This window comes from Pseudomonas sp. HN2 (assembly GCF_020736465.1).
Taxonomy (GTDB): Bacteria; Pseudomonadota; Gammaproteobacteria; order Pseudomonadales; family Pseudomonadaceae; genus Aquipseudomonas; species Aquipseudomonas moraviensis_A.
In genome coordinates this window covers 2820356-2841265 of the sequence record NZ_CP085885.1, presented here as the reverse complement: position 1 = coordinate 2841265, position 20910 = coordinate 2820356, and the positions used below count along the sequence as shown (strand labels likewise).

Genomic DNA, 20910 nt, shown 5'->3' with positions numbered 1-20910 from the left:
GCCGCATACGTCGCGAAGCCGGCGTAATCGCTACTCGCAAAGTAGGCAAGTGGGGGCTTCGGGCTCTTATGCCGACAAACGACCCAATGAACTTCCGATTCGGATTTCACAGGTATCCGAAATTTCGTACGCCCCCTATTCCATTTTCAAACGCAACGTGAAGCCTCTTCGTACTTCTTCAACGAGATGAGTGTTTTAGAGTGGCCCGGTGATTTCCCGATGAACTTCTACGAAAAAGGTAAGAACATGCAACGGAATGCTACAACTCGTTATCCCATCCTGTTGGTCCACGGTCTGTTCGGGTTCGAGCGTATCGGTCATTTCGAGCTGTTCCATGACGTCAAGTCCGCGCTGAAATCGGCCGGCTGCCGATTGTTTGTTCCACACCTTTCGGCGACTCACAACAACGAAATGAGGGGTGAGCAATTGCTGTCACAGATTGCCTGCGTGCTGCGAGGCACAGGCGCGAAGAAAGTCAACCTGATCGGACACAGCCAAGGCGCACTCGCTGCACGCTACGCGGCGGCGCTTGCACCAAACGTCGTCGCTTCAGTTACCTCCGTCAGTGGTCCGAACCATGGCTCGGAGCTCGCCGACTTCCTGCGCAATGCGCTGATCCCGGGCAAGCTGCCGGAGGCCGTCGCACAAAACGTGGCGACACAGTTTGCTGATTTGTTGTCGCTACTCAGCGGTAATGTGGCACTGCCGCAGAATGCATTGGCCGCGCTCAACGCACTGACCACGGTCGGCGTCGGTCAATTCAATGACAGGTTTCCGCAGGGACTGCCGCAAACCTGGGGTGGCCACGGCCCCGGGCAGGTCAATGGCGTGCGCTATTACTCGTGGAGCGGGGTTGTCCCCCAATCGACGCTGCCAGCGCTGGATCCGGTTCAGGACATATGCCGGCGCCTGTCGCAATACTTCACCACCGAACCCCAGCAGAACGACGGTTTCGTCGGACGCTTCAGTACCCATCTGGGGCAAGTGATCCGCTCTGATTATCCAATGGATCATCTGGCCAGCCTGCGGCGTAGCACTGGCGTAAACGGGCCATCACCCGATCCGATTGACCTGTATGTCGAACATGCACGGCGCCTGCGAGCGGCGGATCTCTGAATCGGATCTGCCATCGAGAATGGAACTTTGCCGAGAATTCGCCCACTGATTCCGGTAGGCTCCACCTTTTATTGAAACAGTTCGGAGAATTCCCCATGGCTAAAGCCACTGCCCGCCACATCCTGGTTTCCAGCGAAGACAAGTGCAACGAACTCAAGGCTCAGATCGAAGCCGGCGCTGATTTCGCCGAAGTCGCCAAGACCAACTCCACCTGCCCGTCCAGCCGCCAGGGCGGTGATCTGGGTTCTTTCGGTCCTGGCCAGATGGTCAAGGAATTCGACACCGTGGTGTTCAGCGCGCCAATCAATGTCGTGCAAGGCCCGGTGAAGACCCAGTTCGGTTACCACCTGCTGGAAGTCACCAGCCGTCAGGACTGAATCGTCGTCCGATTGCGATAACGGCCCGCCTTCTGGTGGGCCGTTGTGTTTCAGTTACATATACGGCTGGCGAGTGACGCGCGGCTCGCGTACAACTTGCGCTTATCGATTTTCCGTTCCAAGGCTGACGATGCGACTGGTTTTTCCCACACTGCTGTTCACCGCCCTCGCCCTGCTCACGGGTGCCGCCGGTGTCAACGCTGCGCCGCAACACGCGTTGACCGTTTACGGTGAACCGGCCAAATACCCCGACGGCTTCAGCCATTTCGACTACACCAATCCGCAAGCGCCGAAAGGCGGGACGATGCGTCGCTCGGCGATCGAAATCGGTCACTTCGACCATTTGCTGCCTTATATAGACAAAGGCATCGGTGTCACACAGATCGACGGGCTCCTTTATTCTCCATTGGCGCAACGCTCGCTCGATGAGCCTTACACCGTCTATGGTCTGGTCGCGGAGAAAATGGAGCGTTCGGACGACGGGCTGTCGCTGCGTTTCTTTATCAATCCCAAGGCGCGCTTTGCCGATGGCAAACCGATCACCGCCGAAGACGTTCGCTATACCTACAACCTGCTGATGACCCAGGGCAGCCTGCGTTATCGCACCCAGTTCGCCGACGTCAAGGACGTCGAAATCGAAGCGCCGCTGACCGTGCGCTTCGACTTCAAAAGCAACGAAAACCGCACCCTGCCGCTGGATATCGCGACCCTGCCGGTGTTCCCCGAACATTGGTGGAAGAGTCGCGATTTCGCTGGCGGCGGTGGCTATGAACCGCCACTGGGCAGCGGACCGTACCGGGTCGGCAAAGTCGATTCCGGGCGCAGCATTACCTTCGAACGCAATGGCGACTGGTGGGGCAAGGACCTGCCGGTGAGTCGCGGCCTGTACAACTTCGACCATTTCAGCATCGAGTACTTCGGCGATACCGACGTCGCCCGTCAGGTGCTGCGTGGCGGCGCCTATGACTACAACCGCGAATTTTCCGCGACCGGCTACTCGATCGGCTACGACAGCCCAGCTCTCAGCGATGGCCGTTTGCAGAAAGCCCACCTCGCCACCGAAGCGCCGCAGTCGGCTCAGGGCTTCGTGTTCAATCTGCAAAAACCGATGTTCCAGGACCGTCGTGTGCGCCAGGCACTGGCGATGCTCTGGGATTTCGAATGGAGCAACCGGCAGATGATGCGCAACGTCTATATCCGCCAGCAGAGCTACTTTTCCAATACCGATCTCGCCGCCCGGCAGTTGCCCGATGCGCAGGAATTGAAAATCCTTGAACCGCTGCGCGGCCAGGTACCTGAGGAAGTTTTCAGCAAAGTCTTCGAAGCACCGAAGACCGATGGCAGCGGCATCATCCGTGACAAGCAACTGCAAGCGCTCGATCTGCTCGAGCAGGCCGGCTGGAAACCGGACGGCGACCAACTGGTGAACAGCGCCGGCGAGCCGTTGAGCTTCACCTTTCTGGTCAGCCAGAACGGAATGGATCGCCTGCTGCTGCCCTACAAGCGCACCCTGAAACAGATCGGCATCGAACTCAATATCCGCCGCATCGATGCCTCGCAGTACGTCAACCGCCTGATGAGCCGCGACTACGACATGATCGTTACCGGCTATCCCGTCACCACCTCCCCCGGCGGCGAGCTACTCAACTATTTCGGTTCGGCGGCAGCCAACGATCCGGGCGCGAACAATTACATGGTGCTGAAAAACCCGGCGATCGATACCTTGATCAATGGCCTGATACGCGCCTCGACCCAATCGGACATGCTGCATTACGCCCATGCACTGGACCGGGTGCTGCAATGGAATTACTACTGGATTCCCAACTATTACCCGCCAGGCACCTCGACCGTCTGGTGGAACCGCTTCGGCATTCCGACAGTGCAGGCCAGCAATGACGAAGCCATCGAGAGCTGGTGGGAAATCAGTCGGAGACCGCTGACCAATCAACAAATGACCGCTGAGAAAATCAGTCGCAGCAGACCCGGAGGGCCGCACTGATGTGGGGTTACATACTGCGGCGCCTGCTGCTGATCATTCCGACGCTGGTGATCATCCTGCTGGTCAATTTCGTGATCATTCAGGCCGCGCCCGGCGGACCGGTGGAACAAGCCATCGCCCATCTGCAAGGCATCGGCGGTGCCAGTGCCGGCGGCGGAGCCAGCGAGACATCGAGCAACGCTTCGCGCGCCAGCCGTGGCCTGGATCCGCAACTGATCAAGGACATCGAAAAACAGTACGGCTTCGACAAGCCTGCCCACGAACGCCTGTGGCTGATGCTGAAAAACTATGCGCAGCTGGATTTCGGCAAGAGCTTCTTTCGCGGCGCGACGGTCACCGACCTGATTCTGGAAAAAATGCCGGTCACCATCTCATTGGGTTTATGGGCGACGCTGATCACCTATCTGGTGTCGATCCCGCTGGGCATCCGCAAGGCCGTGCACCACGGCAGCCATTTCGATATCTGGAGCAGCACAGCGATCATCATTGGCTATGCGATGCCGGCGTTTCTGTTCGCGATGTTCCTGATCGTGGTATTTGCCGGCGGCACTTCGCTGAACTGGTTTCCGGTGCGCGGACTGGTTTCGGACAACTTCGAATCGCTGTCGACGCTGGGCAAGATCGCCGATTACTTCTGGCATCTGGTGTTGCCGGTCACCGCGCTGGTGATCGGCGGGTTCGCCACCCTGACCATCCTGACGAAAAACTCGTTCCTCAATGAGATCACCCGGCAGTACGTGGTCACTGCCCGGGCCAAGGGTTTGAGCGAACGCCGTGTGCTGTACGGACATGTGTTCCGCAACGCCATGCTGCTGGTGGTGTCCGGGATTCCTCAGGCATTCATCAGCGTATTCTTCGCCGGCTCCCTGCTGATCGAAGTGATCTTCTCCCTCGACGGCCTTGGGCGCATGAGCTACGAAGCGGCGGTTTCACGGGACTATCCGGTGGTGTTCGGCTCGCTGTTCATCTTCACCCTGTTCGGTCTGCTGATAAAACTGCTCGGCGACTTGTGCTACACCCTGGTCGACCCGCGTATCGACTTCGCCGCGAGGAACGCCTGATGCTCACGCTCTCGCCTTTGGGGCGCCGCCGTTTCGAACGTTTCAAGAAAAACCGTCGCGGCTGGTGGTCGCTGTGGTTGTTCATCGGCCTGTTCATGCTGACGCTGGGCGGCGAATTGATCGCCAACGACAAGCCGTTGATGGTCAGTTATCAGGGACAGTGGTACTTCCCGGTGCTCAAGCGCCACACCGAGCAGGAGTTCGGCGGGCAACTGCCCTTCCAGGCTGATTATCGCAGCGAGTACGTGCAGAACCTGATCCGCAAGGAGGGCGGCTGGTTATTGTTCCCGCCGATTCCGTTCAGCGACGACACGCCCAACTACGACTTGAACAAACCGGCGCCGAGCCCACCAACGTCGGTCAACTGGCTGGGCACCGATGATCAGGCCCGGGATGTGCTGGCGCGAGTCATTTTTGGCGCTCGGGTGTCGATCCTGTTTGCGTTGATGCTGACCTTCGTCAGTGCGCTGATCGGCATCGCTGCCGGCGCGTTGCAGGGCTATTACGGTGGCTGGGTCGATCTGCTCGGGCAGCGCGTACTGGAAGTCTGGTCGGGACTGCCGGTGCTGTATCTGCTGATCATTCTTTCCGGTTTCGTCGAGCCGAATTTCTGGTGGCTGCTGGGGATCATGGCGCTGTTTTCCTGGCTGGCCCTGGTGGACGTGGTGCGCGCCGAGTTCCTGCGCGGGCGCAATCTGGAATACGTCAAAGCCGCGCGCGCCCTGGGTCTGACTGACCGCAAGGTGATCTTCCGGCACATCCTGCCCAACGCGATGAACGCGACGCTGAGCTACCTGCCGTTCATTCTGACCGGGGCCATCTCGACGCTGACCGCGCTGGATTTCCTCGGCTTCGGCATGCCGGCCGGCAGTGCTTCGCTGGGCGAGCTGATCGGTCAGGGCAAGCAGAACCTGCAAGCGCCATGGCTTGGCTTGACCGCGTTCTTCACCCTGGCGCTGATCCTTTCATTACTGGTATTCATCGGCGAAGCGTTGCGTGACGCTTTTGACCCTCGATCCTGAAGCGTGACCATGACTGACAACCTGATTGAAATCCGCAACCTCAATGTCGCCTTCCATGGCCAGACGGTGGTGCGTGACCTGTGCCTGGATATCCGCCCCGGTGAATGCCTGGCACTCGTCGGCGAATCGGGTTCGGGGAAATCGGTGACGGCGCATTCGATCCTGCAACTGCTGCCCGACACTGAGGCGCAATCCCGTGGCAGCATCCGCTATCGAGGGCAGGAGCTGCTGGGCGCCGATCCGAAAGTCTTGCGAGAACTGCGCGGCAATCGCATCGCCATGATCTTTCAGGAGCCGATGACCTCGCTCAATCCCTTGCACACCATCGAAAAGCAGATCGGCGAAACCCTGCTGCTGCACCGTGGCCTGGGCGGCAAGCAAGCGCAGCAGCGCATTCTCGAACTGCTCGGACTGGTCGGCATCCAGAAGCCCCGGGAACGGCTGAAGGCCTATCCGCACCAACTCTCTGGCGGGCAACGGCAGAGGGTGATGATCGCCATGGCGCTAGCCTGCGAACCGGAGTTGTTGATTGCTGACGAGCCGACCACGGCACTGGACGTCACCGTGCAGCGCAAGATTCTCTTGCTGCTCAAATCCCTGCAACAGCGCTTGGGCATGTCGCTGCTGCTGATCAGCCACGATCTCAATCTGGTACGCAGCATTGCTCAGCGCGTCTGTGTGATGAAGGCCGGCGAGATTGTCGAGCAGGCGCCCTGCGAAACCCTGTTCACCGAGCCGAAACACCCTTACAGCTGCGTGCTGTTGAACGCGGAGCCCGAAGGTGAAGCCCTGCCCCGTGACGAGCGTGAAAACGTGCTGGAAGTGGCAGACCTGCGCGTCGATTTTCAGGTCGCTGGCGGACTGTTCCAGCGCAAGCAATATTTGCGCGCAGTTGACGGCATCAGTTTGAACATTCAGCGCGGCAAGACCCTGGGCATCGTTGGCGAATCTGGTTCGGGCAAGTCGACGCTGGGTCAGGCGATCCTGCGTTTGCTCGACTCCGAGGGCAGCATTCGCTTTCAGGGCGCAGCGCTCGACGGCCTCAATCAAAAGCAACTGCGACCGTGGCGGCGGCAAATGCAGATGGTGTTTCAGGACCCGTTTGGCAGCCTCAGCCCGCGCATGTCGGTGGCGCAGATCATCAGCGAAGGTCTGGAAGTGCATTGCGAATCGACGGCTAACGAATGCGACGAGCAAGTGATTCGCGTGCTCAGGGAAGTCGGCCTCGACCCGGAAAGCCGCCATCGCTACCCGCATGAATTCTCCGGCGGCCAGCGTCAGCGCATCGCCATCGCGCGGGCGCTGGTGCTGAAACCGGCGCTGATCCTGCTCGATGAGCCGACTTCGGCACTCGATCGCACGGTGCAGAAACAAGTGGTCGCCCTGCTCCGTGACCTGCAGGAAAAACACGGTTTGACTTATCTGTTCATCAGCCACGATCTTGCGGTAGTGCGCGCGCTGGCCCACGACATGATCGTGATCAAGGACGGCAAAGTGGTCGAGCGTGGCGCCAGTCATGAGGTATTCGACAACCCCCAGCATCCGTACACCAAAGAGCTGTTGGCGGCGGCGCATCCGGGGTAGGCATAATCGCAGCCCGACTCGGAACCGAGTCATGGCTATCGCGAGCAGGCTCACTCCTACAATTGGAATGCGTTCCCCCTGTAGGAGTGAGCCTGCTCGCGATGAAGCCTCAACAGGCGAAATATTTTCAGGACCTTGCAGATGAACACCACCGAAAGCCTCAAGGACTATCAACGGGTTCGCACTCTGGCGATCCGTTCGCTGTTCGAGATCATCGAGCAGTCCAGTGAAGGCACGGTGATTGTCGATCGCGATGCGAACATCGTCTGGATGAACGAGCGCTACGCGCGGCGCTTTGGTCTTGAATCTGCGGCAGGCGCCATCGGCAAACCCTGCGAAAGCGTGATCCCCGGCAGCCTGCTGCGCGAAGTGGTGCGCACCGGTCGCCCCATTCTGCTGGACATGCAGGACACACCGAAGGAACCGCTGGTGGTGATGCGCCTGCCCATCCATGACGACGCCGGCAGTGTGATCGGCGCCATCGGTTTTGCCCTGTTCGACGAATTGCGCACGTTGTCGCCGATGCTCAAGCGCTACCTGAGCATGCAGGAAGAACTGGCCTCGACCCGCTCGCTGCTCCGTGCGCGGCAGACCAAATACAATTTCGCCCATTTCATCGGCACCAGTGCTGCCAGCCTCGAAGTCAAACGCCGCGCCCGGCGCAGTGCCAGCGCTGATTCGCCGGTGTTGCTGCTCGGCGAAACCGGCACCGGCAAGGAATTGCTTGCGCAAGCCATTCACAGCGCCTCGCCACGGGCGCACAAAGCCTTCGTCAGCATCAACAGCGCGGCCATTCCGGAGGCTTTGCTCGAGGCCGAGTTCTTCGGCACGGCACCGGGCGCGTTTACCGGTGCTGATCGCAAGGGCCGTACCGGCAAATTGCAGATCGCTCAGGGCGGCACGCTGTTTCTCGACGAGATCGGCGATATGCCGCTGCCGCTGCAAAGCAAACTGCTGCGGGTTTTGCAGGAAAAGGAATTCGAACCGGTCGGCTCCAATGAAGTGATTCAGAGCGATGTGCGCGTGATCGCTGCGACTTCGACGGATTTGCAGGCGGCGATCAAGCGTGGCGAATTTCGCGCCGATTTGTACTACCGCCTCAACGTCCTGCCAATCCAGGTGCCGCCGCTGCGTGAACGGCTTGATGACCTGCCCGCGCTGAGCGAGGCGATTCTGGAGGAGCTGCGCAGCCAGCATGAATTGCACCGCGATGCGCTGGCGCTGCTCGGCCAGCATGCGTGGCCGGGCAACATTCGCGAGTTGCGCAATGTGCTTGAACGGGCGGCGCTGCTCAGTGATGACTTACTCCTGACCGAGCAGGATATTCGCGGGGCGATTGGGTCGTTCACCCCGGTTGAGCGCACGGCCGATCCGGGCGTACAAGCCGCCGTAGGTGAGACATTCGCCCAGGCGCGAGCGCGTTTTGATCGGCAGTTGATTGAGTCGGCCCTGGCGCAATGCGCGGGGAAAGTGCCGGAGGCTGCGGCTCGGTTAGGGCTGGGGCGGTCGACGCTGTACAAGAAAATGCTGGCGTTGGGAATCGTTTGAGTCTCGCTAAAGAGACAGCAATCTCTTTTTTTAGATAGGTTTTTCAAGATCAAAAGATCGCAGCCTTCGGCAGCTCCTACAGGGGAAAATACGACAATCCGCGTAGGAGCTGCCGACGGCTGCGATCTTTTAGCCGTCTCACAATAGAGACAGAATCTCCAATACTCGTCCCCATCTACATGAAATATTCATACATTTCAGCGAGTTAGCTACTTGGCACAGTAATCGCTACAGCCTCTCCACCCGTTCCACCCATAAAAACAACAATCCTGGAGAGACACACCATGAGTGTGATCATTGCCCTGGCAGCGCTGACGCTGCTGATGCTCGCCGCCTACCGTGGCTACAGCGTTATCCTCTTCGCCCCGATCGCCGCGCTAGGCGCGGTCCTGCTCACCGATCCATCCGCCGTCGCGCCCGCGTTTACCGGGGTGTTCATGGACAAGATGGTCGGTTTCATCAAGCTCTACTTTCCCGTTTTCCTGCTCGGCGCAGTGTTTGGCAAGCTGATCGAACTGTCCGGCTTCTCGCGGTCGATTGTCGCCGCCGCGATTCGCTTGCTCGGCACCCGGCAAGCGATGCTGGTGATCGTGCTGGTTTGCGCCCTGCTGACTTACGGCGGCGTGTCGTTATTTGTCGTGGTGTTTGCGGTGTACCCGTTCGCCGCCGAGATGTTTCGCCAAAGCAATATTCCCAAGCGCTTGATCCCGGCGACCATCGCGCTCGGTGCGTTCTCGTTCACCATGGACGCCCTGCCCGGCACGCCGCAGATCCAGAACATCATCCCCAGTACGTTTTTCAATACCACCGCATGGGCGGCGCCGTGGCTGGGGGTGATCGGCACGATATTCGTGTTCTGCGCCGGCATGCTGTTTTTGCAGCGCCAGCGCAACAAGGCGCAGCGTGCCGGTGAAGGCTATGGCACCGAACTGCGCAACGAACCGGAAACCGCTGAAGACCTCCAGCTGCCGAACCCGTGGATCGCGCTGTCGCCATTGCTGGCGGTCGGGATCATGAACCTGCTGTTCACCCAGTGGATTCCGCAGTGGTATGGCAAGACCCACAGCCTCGCGCTGCCGGGCATGGCCGCGCCAGTCACGACCGAGATCGCCAAGCTCACGGCGATCTGGGCGGTGCAGGCTGCGTTGCTGGTCGGCATTCTCATGGTATTGGCATTCGGCTTTCAGGCGATTCGCAGCAAGCTTGCCGAAGGCAGCAAAAGCGCGGTCAGCGGTGCATTGCTGGCGGCGATGAACACCGCGTCCGAATACGGCTTTGGTGCGGTCATCGCCTCACTGCCCGGCTTTCTGGTGTTGGCCGACTGGCTCAAGCAAATCCCCAATCCACTGGTCAACGAAGCCATCACCGTGACGCTGCTCGCCGGCATCACCGGTTCGGCTTCGGGCGGCATGAGCATTGCGCTGGCGGCGATGTCCGAACAGTTCATCAGTGCGGCGCATGCGGCGAATATTCCGCTGGAAGTGCTGCACCGCGTGGCCGCGATGGCCAGTGGCGGCATGGACACCCTGCCGCACAACGGCGCGGTGATCACGCTGCTGGCGGTGACCGGGCTGACCCACCGTGAAGCCTATAAAGACATTTTCTGTATTACGCTGATCAAGACCCTGGCGGTTTTCGTGGTGATCGGCACTTTCTACGCCACTGGCATTGTGTGAGGTATTCATGACCACTCTTTCCGGCAAGACAGCGCTGGTAACCGGCTCCACCAGCGGCATCGGCCTGGGCATCGCGCTGAGCCTGGCGCAGGCCGGCGCCAACCTGATTCTCAATGGTTTCGGCGACGCCTCGAAGGTGATTGCCGAGGTCGCCCGGTTCGGCGGCAAGGTCGGCCATCATCCCGCCGATGTCAGCGACCCGGCGCAGATTGCCGACATGATCGCTTACGCCGAGCGTGAGTTTGGCGGCGTCGACATTCTGGTCAACAACGCGGGTATTCAACACGTGGCGGCGGTGGAAGAATTTCCAGTCGAGCGCTGGGATTCGATCATCGCGATCAACCTGTCATCGGTGTTTCACAGCACTCGCTTGAGCCTGCCGGGCATGCGCGAGAAAAACTGGGGACGGATCATCAATATCGCGTCGGTGCATGGCCAGGTCGGCTCTACCGGCAAAGCCGCGTATGTCGCGGCCAAACATGGTGTGATCGGCCTGACCAAAGTGGTCGGGCTGGAAACCGCGACCAGCCATGTCACCTGCAACGCGATCTGTCCGGGTTGGGTGTTGACGCCGCTGGTGCAGAAGCAGATCGATGATCGTGCGGCCAAGGGCGTCGATCCGCAGCAGGCGCAGCATGACCTGCTCGCCGAGAAACAGCCTTCGCTGGAGTTCGTTACGCCGGAGCATCTGGGTGAGCTGGTACTGTTTTTGTGCAGCGAGGCTGGCAGCCAGGTGCGCGGGGCGGCGTGGAATATTGATGGCGGCTGGTTGGCGCAATAATCCGCCTTGCCTCCTGTAGGAGTGAGCCTGCTCGCGATAGCGGTAAATCAGACACAGTTCGGGATTCTGACACAACGCTTTCGCGAGCAGGCTCGCTCCCACAGGAGATGATTTCCGTGGCCTGTACGAATCAGATAAGAAGAGGCAACCCATGTCCGACATCCTCTGGCAACCCGACCCGCAGCGTATCGCCCGTTCGCGTATGGACGTGTTTCGGCGCGAGATCAATCAGCGGCATTCGCTGCAGCTCGATGACTACCCTGCCCTGCACCAATGGAGCATCGAGCAGCGCGGCGATTTCTGGCAGGCGATCGTCGATTTCTTCGACATCCGCTTCCATACCCAACTCGACGCCGTTATCCACGAAGGTGCGCAGATGCCCAGCGCCGAGTGGTTTCCCGGCGCGACGCTGAACTTCGCCGAACACCTGCTGCGCCGTCGCGACGATGCCGTGGCGGTGGTCGCCGTTGCGGAAAATGGCCAGCGCGAGCAACTGACCTGGGCCGAACTGGCCGAACATGTGGCAGGCTTCCAGGCCAGCCTGCGCGCGGTGGGCATTGGATACGGCGATCGCGTCGCCGCGTGCATGCCCAACACCTGGCAAACACTGGTGGCGATGCTGGCCACTACCAGCCTTGGCGCGATCTGGTCGTGCTCGTCACCAGACTTTGGTACCCACGGCGTGATCGATCGCTTTGGCCAGATCGAACCGAAACTGCTGCTCACCTGCGCGGGCTATCAATACGCCGGAAAAACCCTCGATCAGACCGCAAAGCTCAACGAAATCCTGGCGCAACTGCCGTCGCTGCAGCAGTTGATCATCGTGCCGTACGCCCGTCCGCAAGCCCGCATCGACGACTACCAGACCGACGCCGAAGTCACTCTGTGGCAAGATTTCTACGAACCGGGTTGCGAGCCGGATTTCACCCCGGTGCCGTTCAACCATCCGCTCTACGTGCTGTACTCCAGCGGCACCACTGGCGTGCCGAAATGCATCGTCCACAGCACCGGCGGCGTGCTGCTGCAACTCGTCAAGGAGCATGGTTTGCACTGCGACCTCGGTCCTGGTGATCGCTTGTTCTACTACACGACCTGCGGCTGGATGATGTGGAACTGGCTGGTCTCGGCACTCGCGGTGGGCAGCGCCGTGGTGCTCTACGACGGCTCGCCGTTCCACCCGGACCCTCAGCGTCTGCTCGACCTGATCGACGACGAGCGCATCAGCGTGTTTGGCACCAGTCCCAAGTTCCTCGCCACATTGGAAAGCTGCGGCGCCAGACCCCGTGGAAGTCATGACTTGAGCAGCTTGAAAACACTGCTGTGTACGGGCTCGGCGCTGTCGCCGCAAAGCTATGATTTCGTTTATCGCGACTTCAAAACCGACGTATGCCTAGCGTCGATGTCCGGTGGCACGGACATCGTTTCCTGCTTCGTCAACGGCAATCCGCTGTCACCGGTCCGCCGCGGAGAAATCATGGGCAAGAGCCTGGGCATGGCCGTCGAGGTGTGGAACGGCGCTGGTCAGCCGGTGATCGGTGAAAAAGGTGAACTGGTCTGCACCCGGCATTTTCCGGCGATGCCGATCGGGTTGTGGAATGATCCTGACGGCACAAAACTGCGCCAGTCCTATTTCAGTCTCTTTCCCGGCTTCTGGGCGCAGGGTGACTACGCCGAACAATTGCCCCATGGCGCAATGATGATCCATGGCCGCTCGGACGCGGTGCTGAATCCGGGTGGCGTGCGCATCGGTACAGCGGAAATCTATCGTCAGGTCGAGAAGATCACCGAGGTACAGGACAGCGTCGCCATCGGTCAGCAGTGGCAGGATGACGTGCGGGTTGTGCTGTTTGTCAGGTTGCGCGAAGGGCTGGAACTGGATGAAGCACTGGAGCAGCGCATCCGTCAGGTGATCCGCGCCAACACCACCCCAAGGCATGTACCGGCGAAAATTGTGGAGGTGACAGACATTCCACGCACCATCAGCGGCAAGGTCGTGGAACTGGCTGTGCGCGAGATGGTGCATGGGCGACCGGTAAAAAATACCGATGCGCTGGCCAATCCCGAAGCGCTGGAGCAGTTTCGGGATCGGTGGGAGCTTGAGCAGTGAATATTGCAAAGGTCAAGGTGACCATTCGCGAGCCAAAGGCTAAAAGCCCGGGAATGGTCTGGACGTTTAATCGTTGAGATTCAACCAGACTTCCTCGGTAATCTTTCGCCCGGCGCTCCTTTTAACTGCAGCCTTCAGACGTGTCATGTTCATATTGAATTCTGATGGATCAGACTCTTTCTGGCTGAGCAAAGCTACCAGCATTGCAATCGAGTCCGCGTTTTGCAAAGCGCTACCATCGCCAGCAGCCGGGCCAATATAAGGTATGTGCCCTGCAGCGAAATTCAATAACCGGCTAACGTCACAGTGCTGAGTCTTGTTTCGTATTGCCGCCGGAGCATAAGCGTAATCTACCGTTCCGGCCTGTGCTCGACACATCTCATGTAACAGATCATCGGCAACTGCTCCATAATTGAATCTGCTGAATTCAAAACCCATATTGAGATTCTGATTGTTAACGGTCATGAACTGCACTTCATTCCGAGCATGCAACTCTGCTTTTTTCCACTCGTTGTATTGATTGACATCGACACTGACGACCTGATCATCAGTCTTCAGCGGATCAAGAAAGAAATTACTGGCGGAAACCCCTGCAAAGTCGAGTCTTACAGTCTTTAGTAGTGCCTCGATCTTCGAGCGACCATTGTCCGTAGTCCCCAAAAACAGACCGATCGCCAGGTCGGTATCCAGATTGATCCGGGAGTTCGTCAATACAGTAATTGCGGAATCCAACTTCTGCTTAGAAATGCGCAGGCCGTGTTCGATGATATGTTTCGTAAGACTTTCTGGTCGTACACTTGGGAGAGTAAACGAACACTTGAATTCGAAGTTCGGCAGCTTTTTTCCCCAAGGCTTACCGCTCCGGGTGAGCGCATACCAATGATTACTTTTCTTGAATGCACTGACACTCAGCGCAGTAAGAGCCCCGCTGCGAGGTCGCCACTTCCCCTGCCCGAGCGCTGGAAGGCTGGCAGCCTGAATCAAATCAGTGGAATGTCTGCCCCCCGTGAAGTTTTTCAGTTGCGAGGAAGCAGCATCTAGAAGCCTCAACCCCTTGGGCGCCAAGCTCAATCCATTTCTGATTAATATTTTTGAAATTTTGTAACCCGTCGAGGGTAACCCATCAATCGGATTGAAGGTCGAGACCGCCAATTGCAAACCATACTTCAGGAATTTAGCAAGTTTGGCAGTCTGCGATATCGACTTTGTAGCGATATTAAGCACCTTGACCGGAGCACCTACAAGCGTAAACAAAACACCAATAGCGTCCATGGAACAACCGTAGATACCATCGACAACTTTATTTCTTTCTCCGGACGCCAGGTCCTCGATGCATTTTTTGAACGGCACAATCAGATCGATTACAAACGTTACCGCCTCATCGTATTGCCGCGCTTTTTTCTCTTTCTCCGTAAGATCAGTAAATGTCTCCAGCAGCTCATCTACGCTGCCAATAGGACGATTGGCGACTATGAACTTCGCAATATTCTGCGCCTGTGCACTGATGAAGTACTGATAATAACTTTTTTTGCTGCCAGACTCGATGATTGGTGCTGCGATCGTGCCGAGCTTCTCGATTATCATCGAACCTGCTGAATTCGGGTTCGCTTGAGTACCGTTCATATAGCTGCTTATGTCGATCGGGACGTTATGCGTTTCTGGGACTGGAGGATGTTTGTCGTCAAGCCCGCCCTTATAATCCATCCTGGATGGCATGCTCATTTTGCCGGTATTTTTTATCAAAGCCCCCAGTGCATCATTTCTACGACACTCACCCAACAAGCTAAACATTTCGTAGCATAGAAGTTCATTATTGCCATGGGAAGCTATCATGATCAGCGCGAATCGACCTCGGGCACGATCTTTATCAGCCTGGATCTCTACAACTTTCGGTTCCTGCCGGTCGGCACTTGTCTGTCTGTGATCTACCGGCTCATGAATAAATGTCCCGGCGGTTCGACGGACTGTAAAGAATGTAATCCTGCTCCGTTCAAATACATCCCGGTCTTGACGTGGCATAGCCGCCAGCGCCATTTTTATGTTTGTTTCCATGGCTGCATGAATATTCTTGTGATACTCGCGCGTCTCTGCCAAAAAGGCGACTCGGGTGGGAGTACAGTATTGCAGCAGTGGATACTGAGTAAGTATGTGGGGTTGTTTATTCCAGTCCCACTGGCCGGAAGCAAGTTCGTCCTCTATTTGCAACTCGAGTATAGAGTGCCTCAAATCGGAAAACGTATTCGGGCGAAGTATCGGCTCTTCCAGAAAATCGCAATTCGGCAGCGCCGGCTCCAGAGCGGCCAAAGCAATTCGCCTGCGATTTGGCACGGGAGCAGTGAAGGCTTTGGTGCCTTTGACAATAGTCTCCACGTGGCTTTGATAGGCATTCATTGCCCGTTGCGTTGCTTGTCCAATAGATGTCTGTATGTCCTCGGGCGTGATCACCTCATTGATCAACCCCCAGTCCGTAGCGGCATCGATCAAAGCCAGACCCTGCAGAGCGCTAATTGATTTACTGATCGATTCCAGATCAGCAAATTTCATAACCTGGTCATATGTCATAAGGCGCGATGCGCCTTTGGCAGTCATTTCGATAGAGCTAACCGTTTGCGAAAAAACCACCCAACTTATAGAGCCCGCAGTAAGCCATGCCGGAATGTTTTTAACCAGCAACGCCGGGGCGATGGAAGACAATAGTAAGTGAGATGCCAGTGGCACAAGCAGGCGAGAAATTTTCTTGCTGTCAACAAGGTGACTCTCAATGTTTTCCCGGACAACACTCAAAGATTGATCAGCCGCTGTTTCGGGGTCATAGATATCGAAACCAGCAATACAGTTTCTCCTATGCTGGGTACCGATCAACGGATCAAGCTGAAGAATAATCGCAGTGTACAGGACGGATGAACGTCTTTGACTGTCAAGCGCCTCATCACTATTTGCCCCCCACCACGCCAACCTTTCGATATAGCGCTTGGCCTGAGCCTGTGAATACTGATGGCCTATCAACTGGGCAACAACATCACCTGCACTTTCCCAAGAAATGCGATCCGCCAACTTCGGCTTGATCTGCTCATACAAGATGTCCAGCAAAGAGCCTGAAAAAAACTCCGTCGTCAAATCACGAATTTCTTTACATTCTTCAGCGGTCAATGTGATCACGCCGCCATTGATACACTCCCAGTAATCGGGAAGCTGATCCGCTGCTGACCACCTCAAGGTCAAAAATTCCACCAACTTCGTCAGTTGATCAATGTCTGTAGGGACATGCAAACCATGAAAGCGCAACCACTGTGCGTAACTCGCCTTTCCATTCGACCAGATTTGACCTCCGGTCAGATTGAGGCCGTCTTTGAGCACTTCAAAATCGTCATGAGCTTCGGGCGCGGACTTGATTCTAGCCGCCACCTGCTCAAGCCCATCAGCCATTAACAACCCATCGCCCTTGAGTATTGCAATCGCGCCCGGTTCGTAACGATTTACACACTTCGCGAGCAGATCGCTAAAAGGTTTTTGCACATAATGCATGGATGAACCTGGCTGTAAATCCAGACTTAACATCTCAAAATCCGGTAAAGACGAACCGGCCTGATAACTACCGGAAATTCGACTTACAATCTCTCCCCGTTCAAACTGATCAGCCTCCGAACAGAAATTATTATCTTCTGCGGTCAACACAGCGCTTTGTTCAAAAACACTTCTTACTCTCATATTGCGTCCTTTTATTCAACAATTAAACAACGAACGCAACCTTAAACAAACGCATTAAACCTTCAAGCGAAGGTTTATTAACCGATATTTCTCAACACTTAAAACAACAACTGCAACTACACGATTTTTTACTCCAACAAACTCCAGCCGCCAGAATGGCGCCCCTGCGCATCAATTGATTCGCCGGAAAGTTTTAATCGCAGCCTGATGTTATTTATGGAGTCTGCATTCTTGAATGCTTCTTCCATAGTGATCGCCCCCTCCAGAACCAGGTTGTAAAGAGCACCATCAAAGGTCTGCATACCCAAATCGATGGATTTTTCCATTATGCCTTTCAACTCACCCAACTCATTTCTCCGAATGTGATCTTCAATAGTCGGATTCCCCAGCATGACTTCCACCGCTGCTCTTCTCTGCCCGTCAACCGTGCGTACAAGTCTTTGCGATACACAAGCCTTCAGGTTGTTGCCCAGGGTTTGCAAAAGCTGCTCGCGCCGCTCCTCGGGAAACATATTGATGATTCGATCGAGTGCCTGATTGGCATTGGTCGCGTGCAACGTCGACAGCACCAGATGCCCGGTATCGGCGAATGACAATGCATGTTCCATGGTTTCGCGATCACGGATTTCGCCGATCAATACGACGTCCGGGGCCTGGCGCAGGGTGTTCTTCAGCGCGGCATGAAAGCTGCGCGTGTCGACGCCGACTTCACGCTGGTTGATGATCGAACGCTTGTGCCGATGGATATATTCGATCGGGTCCTCGATGGTCACGATGTGCCCGGCACTGTGGCGGTTGCGGTGGTCGATCAGGGCGGCCAGCGAGGTCGACTTGCCTGAACTGGTGGCGCCGACGAAGAGAATCAGGCCTCGTTTGAGCATCACCGTCTCGAGCAACACTGGCGGCAGCTTCAAGTCTTCGAATTGCGGAATGTCGAGTTTGACGTTGCGGATGACGATCGAGACGTCGTTGCGCTGCTTGAAAATGTTCACCCGGAACCGCCCGACGCCCGTTCGGGAGATCGCCAGGTTCATTTCCAGATCCCGGTCGAACTCCCGGCGCTGCTCAGCGTCCATCAGGGAGGTGGCGATTGCCGCGGTTTCGCCGGGTTTGAATGGCTGATCGTTCAATGCCGTCAACACACCGTCAACGCGCGCGCTGGGCGGTGCGCCGGTGGAGAGGAACAGATCCGAACCGTTTTTTTGCGACAATGTTGATAACAGTGCATCGATTTCCATGGCTGAAAGCACCCGCGAAGCATTGGATGAGCAGATTTGGCCTACGCTTGGCGCGGCTCCTGCAACAATGATAGACCTCGTCTCACCGAACCACGCTCAGGATTGAAACATGAATGCTGTACCCACCACCGATGACGCTCAGGCCCTGATTGCCCGCACCGACTGGAGCCGCAGCCCGCTGGGCGCTGCCGGCACCTGGCCGCAGAGCCTGCGCACGGCAGTGGATATCGTGATTCATTCACCGATGCCGATGCTGCTGTTATGGGGCCCTGAGCTGACGCAGATCTACAACAATGGTTTCGCCCTGCTCGCCGGCAGCAAACATCCGCAAGCGTTCGGACAGCCGACGCATGAGGTCTGGCCGGAAGTGCGGGATTTTTCCGAGCCGATTTATCAGGCGGTGTTGCAGGGACAGGTTCGCAGCTTCAGTGAGCAGCGTTTCACGGTGCAGCGCGACGGCAAAAAAACCGATTTCTGGCTGGATCTGACCTACAGTCCGATTCGTGATGAAAGCGTACAAGTGGCGGGAATTCTGATCACGGCCATCGAAACCAACGAACGCCGACGCATCGCCCTGGAATTGCAGCGCCGCTCCGAGGAAAGCCTCAAGGCCCAGCGTCAGTCCGAAGAACGCCTGCAACTGGCCCTGGCCGCGGCTGATGCCGTCGGCACGTGGGACTGGGACATTGGCGAAGACCGTTTCATTGCCGACGCGCACTTTGCCGAACTGCACGGTGTCGATCCAGCCGCCGCCGCACAGCTGCCGATCAGCGACTACCTGCACGGCGTGCACCCGGAAGACCGCGCCATGGTCGCGCGCGGCATCAAGCACTGCATCACCCACGGCACCGAGTACGCCGAGGAGTACCGCCTGCTGCAAGCGGACGGCGCGCTGCGCTGGGTCTTCGCGCGCGGGCGCTGCTACAAGGATCATCACGGTCGACCCATGCGCTTTCTCGGCGCGGCGCTGGACCTGACCGAACGCAAACACACCGAACAGGCGCTGCGTCAGAGCCAGACCGAGCTGCAGCTGATCATCAACGCCATGCCGATCCTGATCAGCTATGTCGACGCCGAAGAGCGTTTTCGCCTGAACAACGCGGCGTACCTCGATTGGTACGGCCTGACGCCGCAGGAATTGTACGGGCGCACGATCCGCGAAGTGGTTGGCGAAGAAGCCTACTTCCTGCGCGCACCGTACATTGCCGAAGCGCTGGCCGGACGCTCCTGTTCTTTCAGTTTCTACACCCCACACCGCGATGGCAGCATCCGTCATGCCTTGATGAACTATCTGCCACGTCATGGCGCGGACGGTGCGGTGAACGGCTTCTACATCTTTGTGATCGACGAAACCGAGCGCAAGAAAACCGAAGAAGCCTTGCGCAATCTCAATGAAACGCTTGAAGAGCGGGTCAGCGCGCGCACCGAACAACTGGCTCAGGCCAATCAGCGTCTGCAGAACGAGATGTTCGAACGCGAGCGCGCGGAAGATGCCTTGCGTCACGCGCAAAAAATGGAGGCTGTCGGCCAGCTCACCGGCGGCATCGCCCACGACTTCAATAACATGCTCACCGGCATCATCGGCAGTCTCGACCTGATGCAGCGCTACATCGCCAATGGTCGCGCCGACGAGATCGGCCGTTTCACCGAAGCGGCGGTCTCATCGGCCAATCGCGCGGCGGCGCTGACCCATCGTTTGCTGGCGTTCTCGCGGCGCCAGTCGCTGGATCGCAAGCAACTGAACGTCAACGAGCTGGTGCATTCGCTGGAAGACCTGATCCGCCGCACCAAGGGCGATCCGATCGATCTGCAACTGCGCCTGCCCGACGATGTGTGGCCGGTCAGCACCGACGTCAGTCAGTTGGAAAATGCTCTGCTCAATCTGGTGATCAACGCCCGCGATGCGATGCCGGAAGGCGGCACGTTACTTATCCAGACCGCGAACGTGTATCTCGACAGCAGCGACATCACCATTCTCGAGCCGGTGAAGGCAGGGGAATACGTGATGCTCGCGGTCAGTGACAATGGCACCGGCATGACCCCGTCGATTCGGGCCAAGGCGTTCGATCCGTTTTTCACCACCAAACCGATCGGCCAGGGCACCGGCCTGGGGTTGTCGATGATTTACGGATTCGCCCAGCAGTCCGGCGGACATGTAAGCCTCGACAGTGTGCCGGGGCAAGGCACTTGCGTGCGCCTGTACTTGCCGCGTTTGCTGGAGCCGACAGCCGAAACCACCTCGGTCGAAACCGCCGAGCCGATCGCCGCTTCATCCTCCGGCGAGACCGCGATCGTGGTCGAGGATGACCCGGCAGTGCGCATGCTGGTGCTCGATCTGCTCAAGGAACTGGGCTACAAAACCGTCGAAGCGGAGAACGCCCAGACCGCCCTGCCCTTGCTCGAATCCGCACAACGCGTCGATCTGCTGGTCACCGATGTCGGGCTGCCCGGCATGAACGGCCGCCAGTTGGCCGAGATCGCTCGCCAGCATCGTCCGAGTCTGAAAGTGTTGTTCATGACCGGCTATGCGCAGATTGCTGCCGAGCGTCACGGCTTTCTCGAAGAAGGCATGGACATGGTCGCCAAACCCTTCGTCCTTGAAGTGCTGGCAAGCAAGATCCGCAAGTTGAGCAACCCGAGGCCGTGAGTTGGGGCATAATCGCGCGCCCCGCTGTCACCCCGTTATCAGGTAT

Annotated in this window: 13 protein-coding genes; 11 read left to right on the top strand and 2 right to left on the bottom strand. The window is 57.7% G+C overall.

All coding sequences use genetic code 11. The features are described from left to right. Window positions 1–246: 246 nt before the first annotated feature. From LIS66_RS12400 to LIS66_RS12355, 10 genes are all read left to right on the top strand, one after another. A complete protein-coding gene (locus LIS66_RS12400) occupies window positions 247–1116 on the top strand; it encodes an esterase/lipase family protein (protein ID WP_042610421.1) in 870 nt (289 codons plus the stop codon). Window positions 1117–1211: 95 nt separating this feature from the next. Continuing rightward, a complete protein-coding gene (locus LIS66_RS12395; protein ID WP_042610373.1) occupies window positions 1212–1493 on the top strand; it encodes a peptidylprolyl isomerase in 282 nt (93 codons plus the stop codon). A 130-nt stretch (window positions 1494–1623) separates the two neighbouring features. Beyond that, window positions 1624–3492, top strand: coding sequence for an extracellular solute-binding protein (locus LIS66_RS12390; RefSeq protein ID WP_227974405.1), 1869 nt, complete (start codon window positions 1624–1626; stop codon window positions 3490–3492). After that, window positions 3492–4553: a microcin C ABC transporter permease YejB gene (locus LIS66_RS12385; protein WP_083352911.1), complete on the top strand. Its 1062-nt coding sequence runs from the start codon at window positions 3492–3494 to the stop codon at window positions 4551–4553. Before LIS66_RS12390 ends, LIS66_RS12385 begins: the two co-directional genes overlap by 1 nt. Beyond that, window positions 4553–5575 (top strand): ABC transporter permease, encoded by a 1023-nt coding sequence (locus LIS66_RS12380; protein WP_042610370.1) that lies wholly within the window; start codon window positions 4553–4555, stop codon window positions 5573–5575. The genes LIS66_RS12385 and LIS66_RS12380 overlap by 1 nt, the downstream gene beginning before the upstream one ends. A 9-nt stretch (window positions 5576–5584) precedes the next feature. Further along, window positions 5585–7159, top strand: a complete 1575-nt coding sequence (locus LIS66_RS12375) for an ABC transporter ATP-binding protein (protein WP_227974404.1) — start codon at window positions 5585–5587, stop codon at window positions 7157–7159. Between the two features lie 141 nt (window positions 7160–7300). Continuing rightward, window positions 7301–8707 carry a sigma-54 interaction domain-containing protein gene (locus LIS66_RS12370; RefSeq protein ID WP_042610368.1) on the top strand — a complete coding sequence of 469 codons (1407 nt, stop codon included), beginning with the start codon at window positions 7301–7303 and terminating at the stop codon, window positions 8705–8707. A 284-nt stretch (window positions 8708–8991) separates the two neighbouring features. Further along, on the top strand, window positions 8992–10383 hold the full coding sequence (locus LIS66_RS12365) for a GntP family permease (RefSeq protein WP_065617212.1): 1392 nt from the start codon (window positions 8992–8994) through the stop codon (window positions 10381–10383). Window positions 10384–10390: 7 nt separating this feature from the next. Continuing rightward, window positions 10391–11164, top strand: coding sequence for a 3-hydroxybutyrate dehydrogenase (hbdH, locus tag LIS66_RS12360; RefSeq protein WP_064361762.1), 774 nt, complete (start codon window positions 10391–10393; stop codon window positions 11162–11164). A gap of 151 nt (window positions 11165–11315) precedes the next feature. Then, on the top strand, window positions 11316–13271 hold the full coding sequence (locus LIS66_RS12355) for an acetoacetate--CoA ligase (RefSeq protein ID WP_227974403.1): 1956 nt from the start codon (window positions 11316–11318) through the stop codon (window positions 13269–13271). Window positions 13272–13337: 66 nt separating this feature from the next. On the opposite strand, the gene LIS66_RS12350 is transcribed toward LIS66_RS12355, so the two are convergent. Together LIS66_RS12350 and LIS66_RS12345 are read right to left on the bottom strand one after the other, a co-directional pair. Beyond that, window positions 13338–16979, bottom strand: coding sequence for a hypothetical protein (locus tag LIS66_RS12350; RefSeq protein WP_227974402.1), 3642 nt, complete (start codon window positions 16977–16979; stop codon window positions 13338–13340). Between the two features lie 128 nt (window positions 16980–17107). After that, the gene (locus LIS66_RS12345) at window positions 17108–18217 is read right to left on the bottom strand and encodes a PilT/PilU family type 4a pilus ATPase (RefSeq protein WP_083352915.1); all 1110 of its coding nucleotides are present in this window, start codon (window positions 18215–18217) and stop codon (window positions 17108–17110) included. Window positions 18218–18326: 109 nt separating this feature from the next. Between LIS66_RS12345 and LIS66_RS12340 the strand changes: the two genes are divergently transcribed. Next, window positions 18327–20864 (top strand): PAS domain-containing protein, encoded by a 2538-nt coding sequence (locus LIS66_RS12340; protein WP_227974401.1) that lies wholly within the window; start codon window positions 18327–18329, stop codon window positions 20862–20864. Window positions 20865–20910 lie beyond the last annotated feature (46 nt).

Coding starts and splice junctions, on each gene's coding strand:
- LIS66_RS12385 (WP_083352911.1), top strand. CDS start 3,492: ATGTGGGGTTACATACTGCGGCGCCTGCTGCTGATCATTCCGACGCTG.
- LIS66_RS12345 (WP_083352915.1), bottom strand. CDS start 18,217: ATGGAAATCGATGCACTGTTATCAACATTGTCGCAAAAAAACGGTTCG.
- LIS66_RS12390 (WP_227974405.1), top strand. CDS start 1,624: ATGCGACTGGTTTTTCCCACACTGCTGTTCACCGCCCTCGCCCTGCTC.
- LIS66_RS12395 (WP_042610373.1), top strand. CDS start 1,212: ATGGCTAAAGCCACTGCCCGCCACATCCTGGTTTCCAGCGAAGACAAG.
- LIS66_RS12375 (WP_227974404.1), top strand. CDS start 5,585: ATGACTGACAACCTGATTGAAATCCGCAACCTCAATGTCGCCTTCCAT.
- LIS66_RS12370 (WP_042610368.1), top strand. CDS start 7,301: ATGAACACCACCGAAAGCCTCAAGGACTATCAACGGGTTCGCACTCTG.
- LIS66_RS12400 (WP_042610421.1), top strand. CDS start 247: ATGCAACGGAATGCTACAACTCGTTATCCCATCCTGTTGGTCCACGGT.
- LIS66_RS12380 (WP_042610370.1), top strand. CDS start 4,553: ATGCTCACGCTCTCGCCTTTGGGGCGCCGCCGTTTCGAACGTTTCAAG.
- LIS66_RS12355 (WP_227974403.1), top strand. CDS start 11,316: ATGTCCGACATCCTCTGGCAACCCGACCCGCAGCGTATCGCCCGTTCG.
- hbdH (WP_064361762.1), top strand. CDS start 10,391: ATGACCACTCTTTCCGGCAAGACAGCGCTGGTAACCGGCTCCACCAGC.
- LIS66_RS12365 (WP_065617212.1), top strand. CDS start 8,992: ATGAGTGTGATCATTGCCCTGGCAGCGCTGACGCTGCTGATGCTCGCC.
- LIS66_RS12340 (WP_227974401.1), top strand. CDS start 18,327: ATGAATGCTGTACCCACCACCGATGACGCTCAGGCCCTGATTGCCCGC.
- LIS66_RS12350 (WP_227974402.1), bottom strand. CDS start 16,979: ATGAGAGTAAGAAGTGTTTTTGAACAAAGCGCTGTGTTGACCGCAGAA.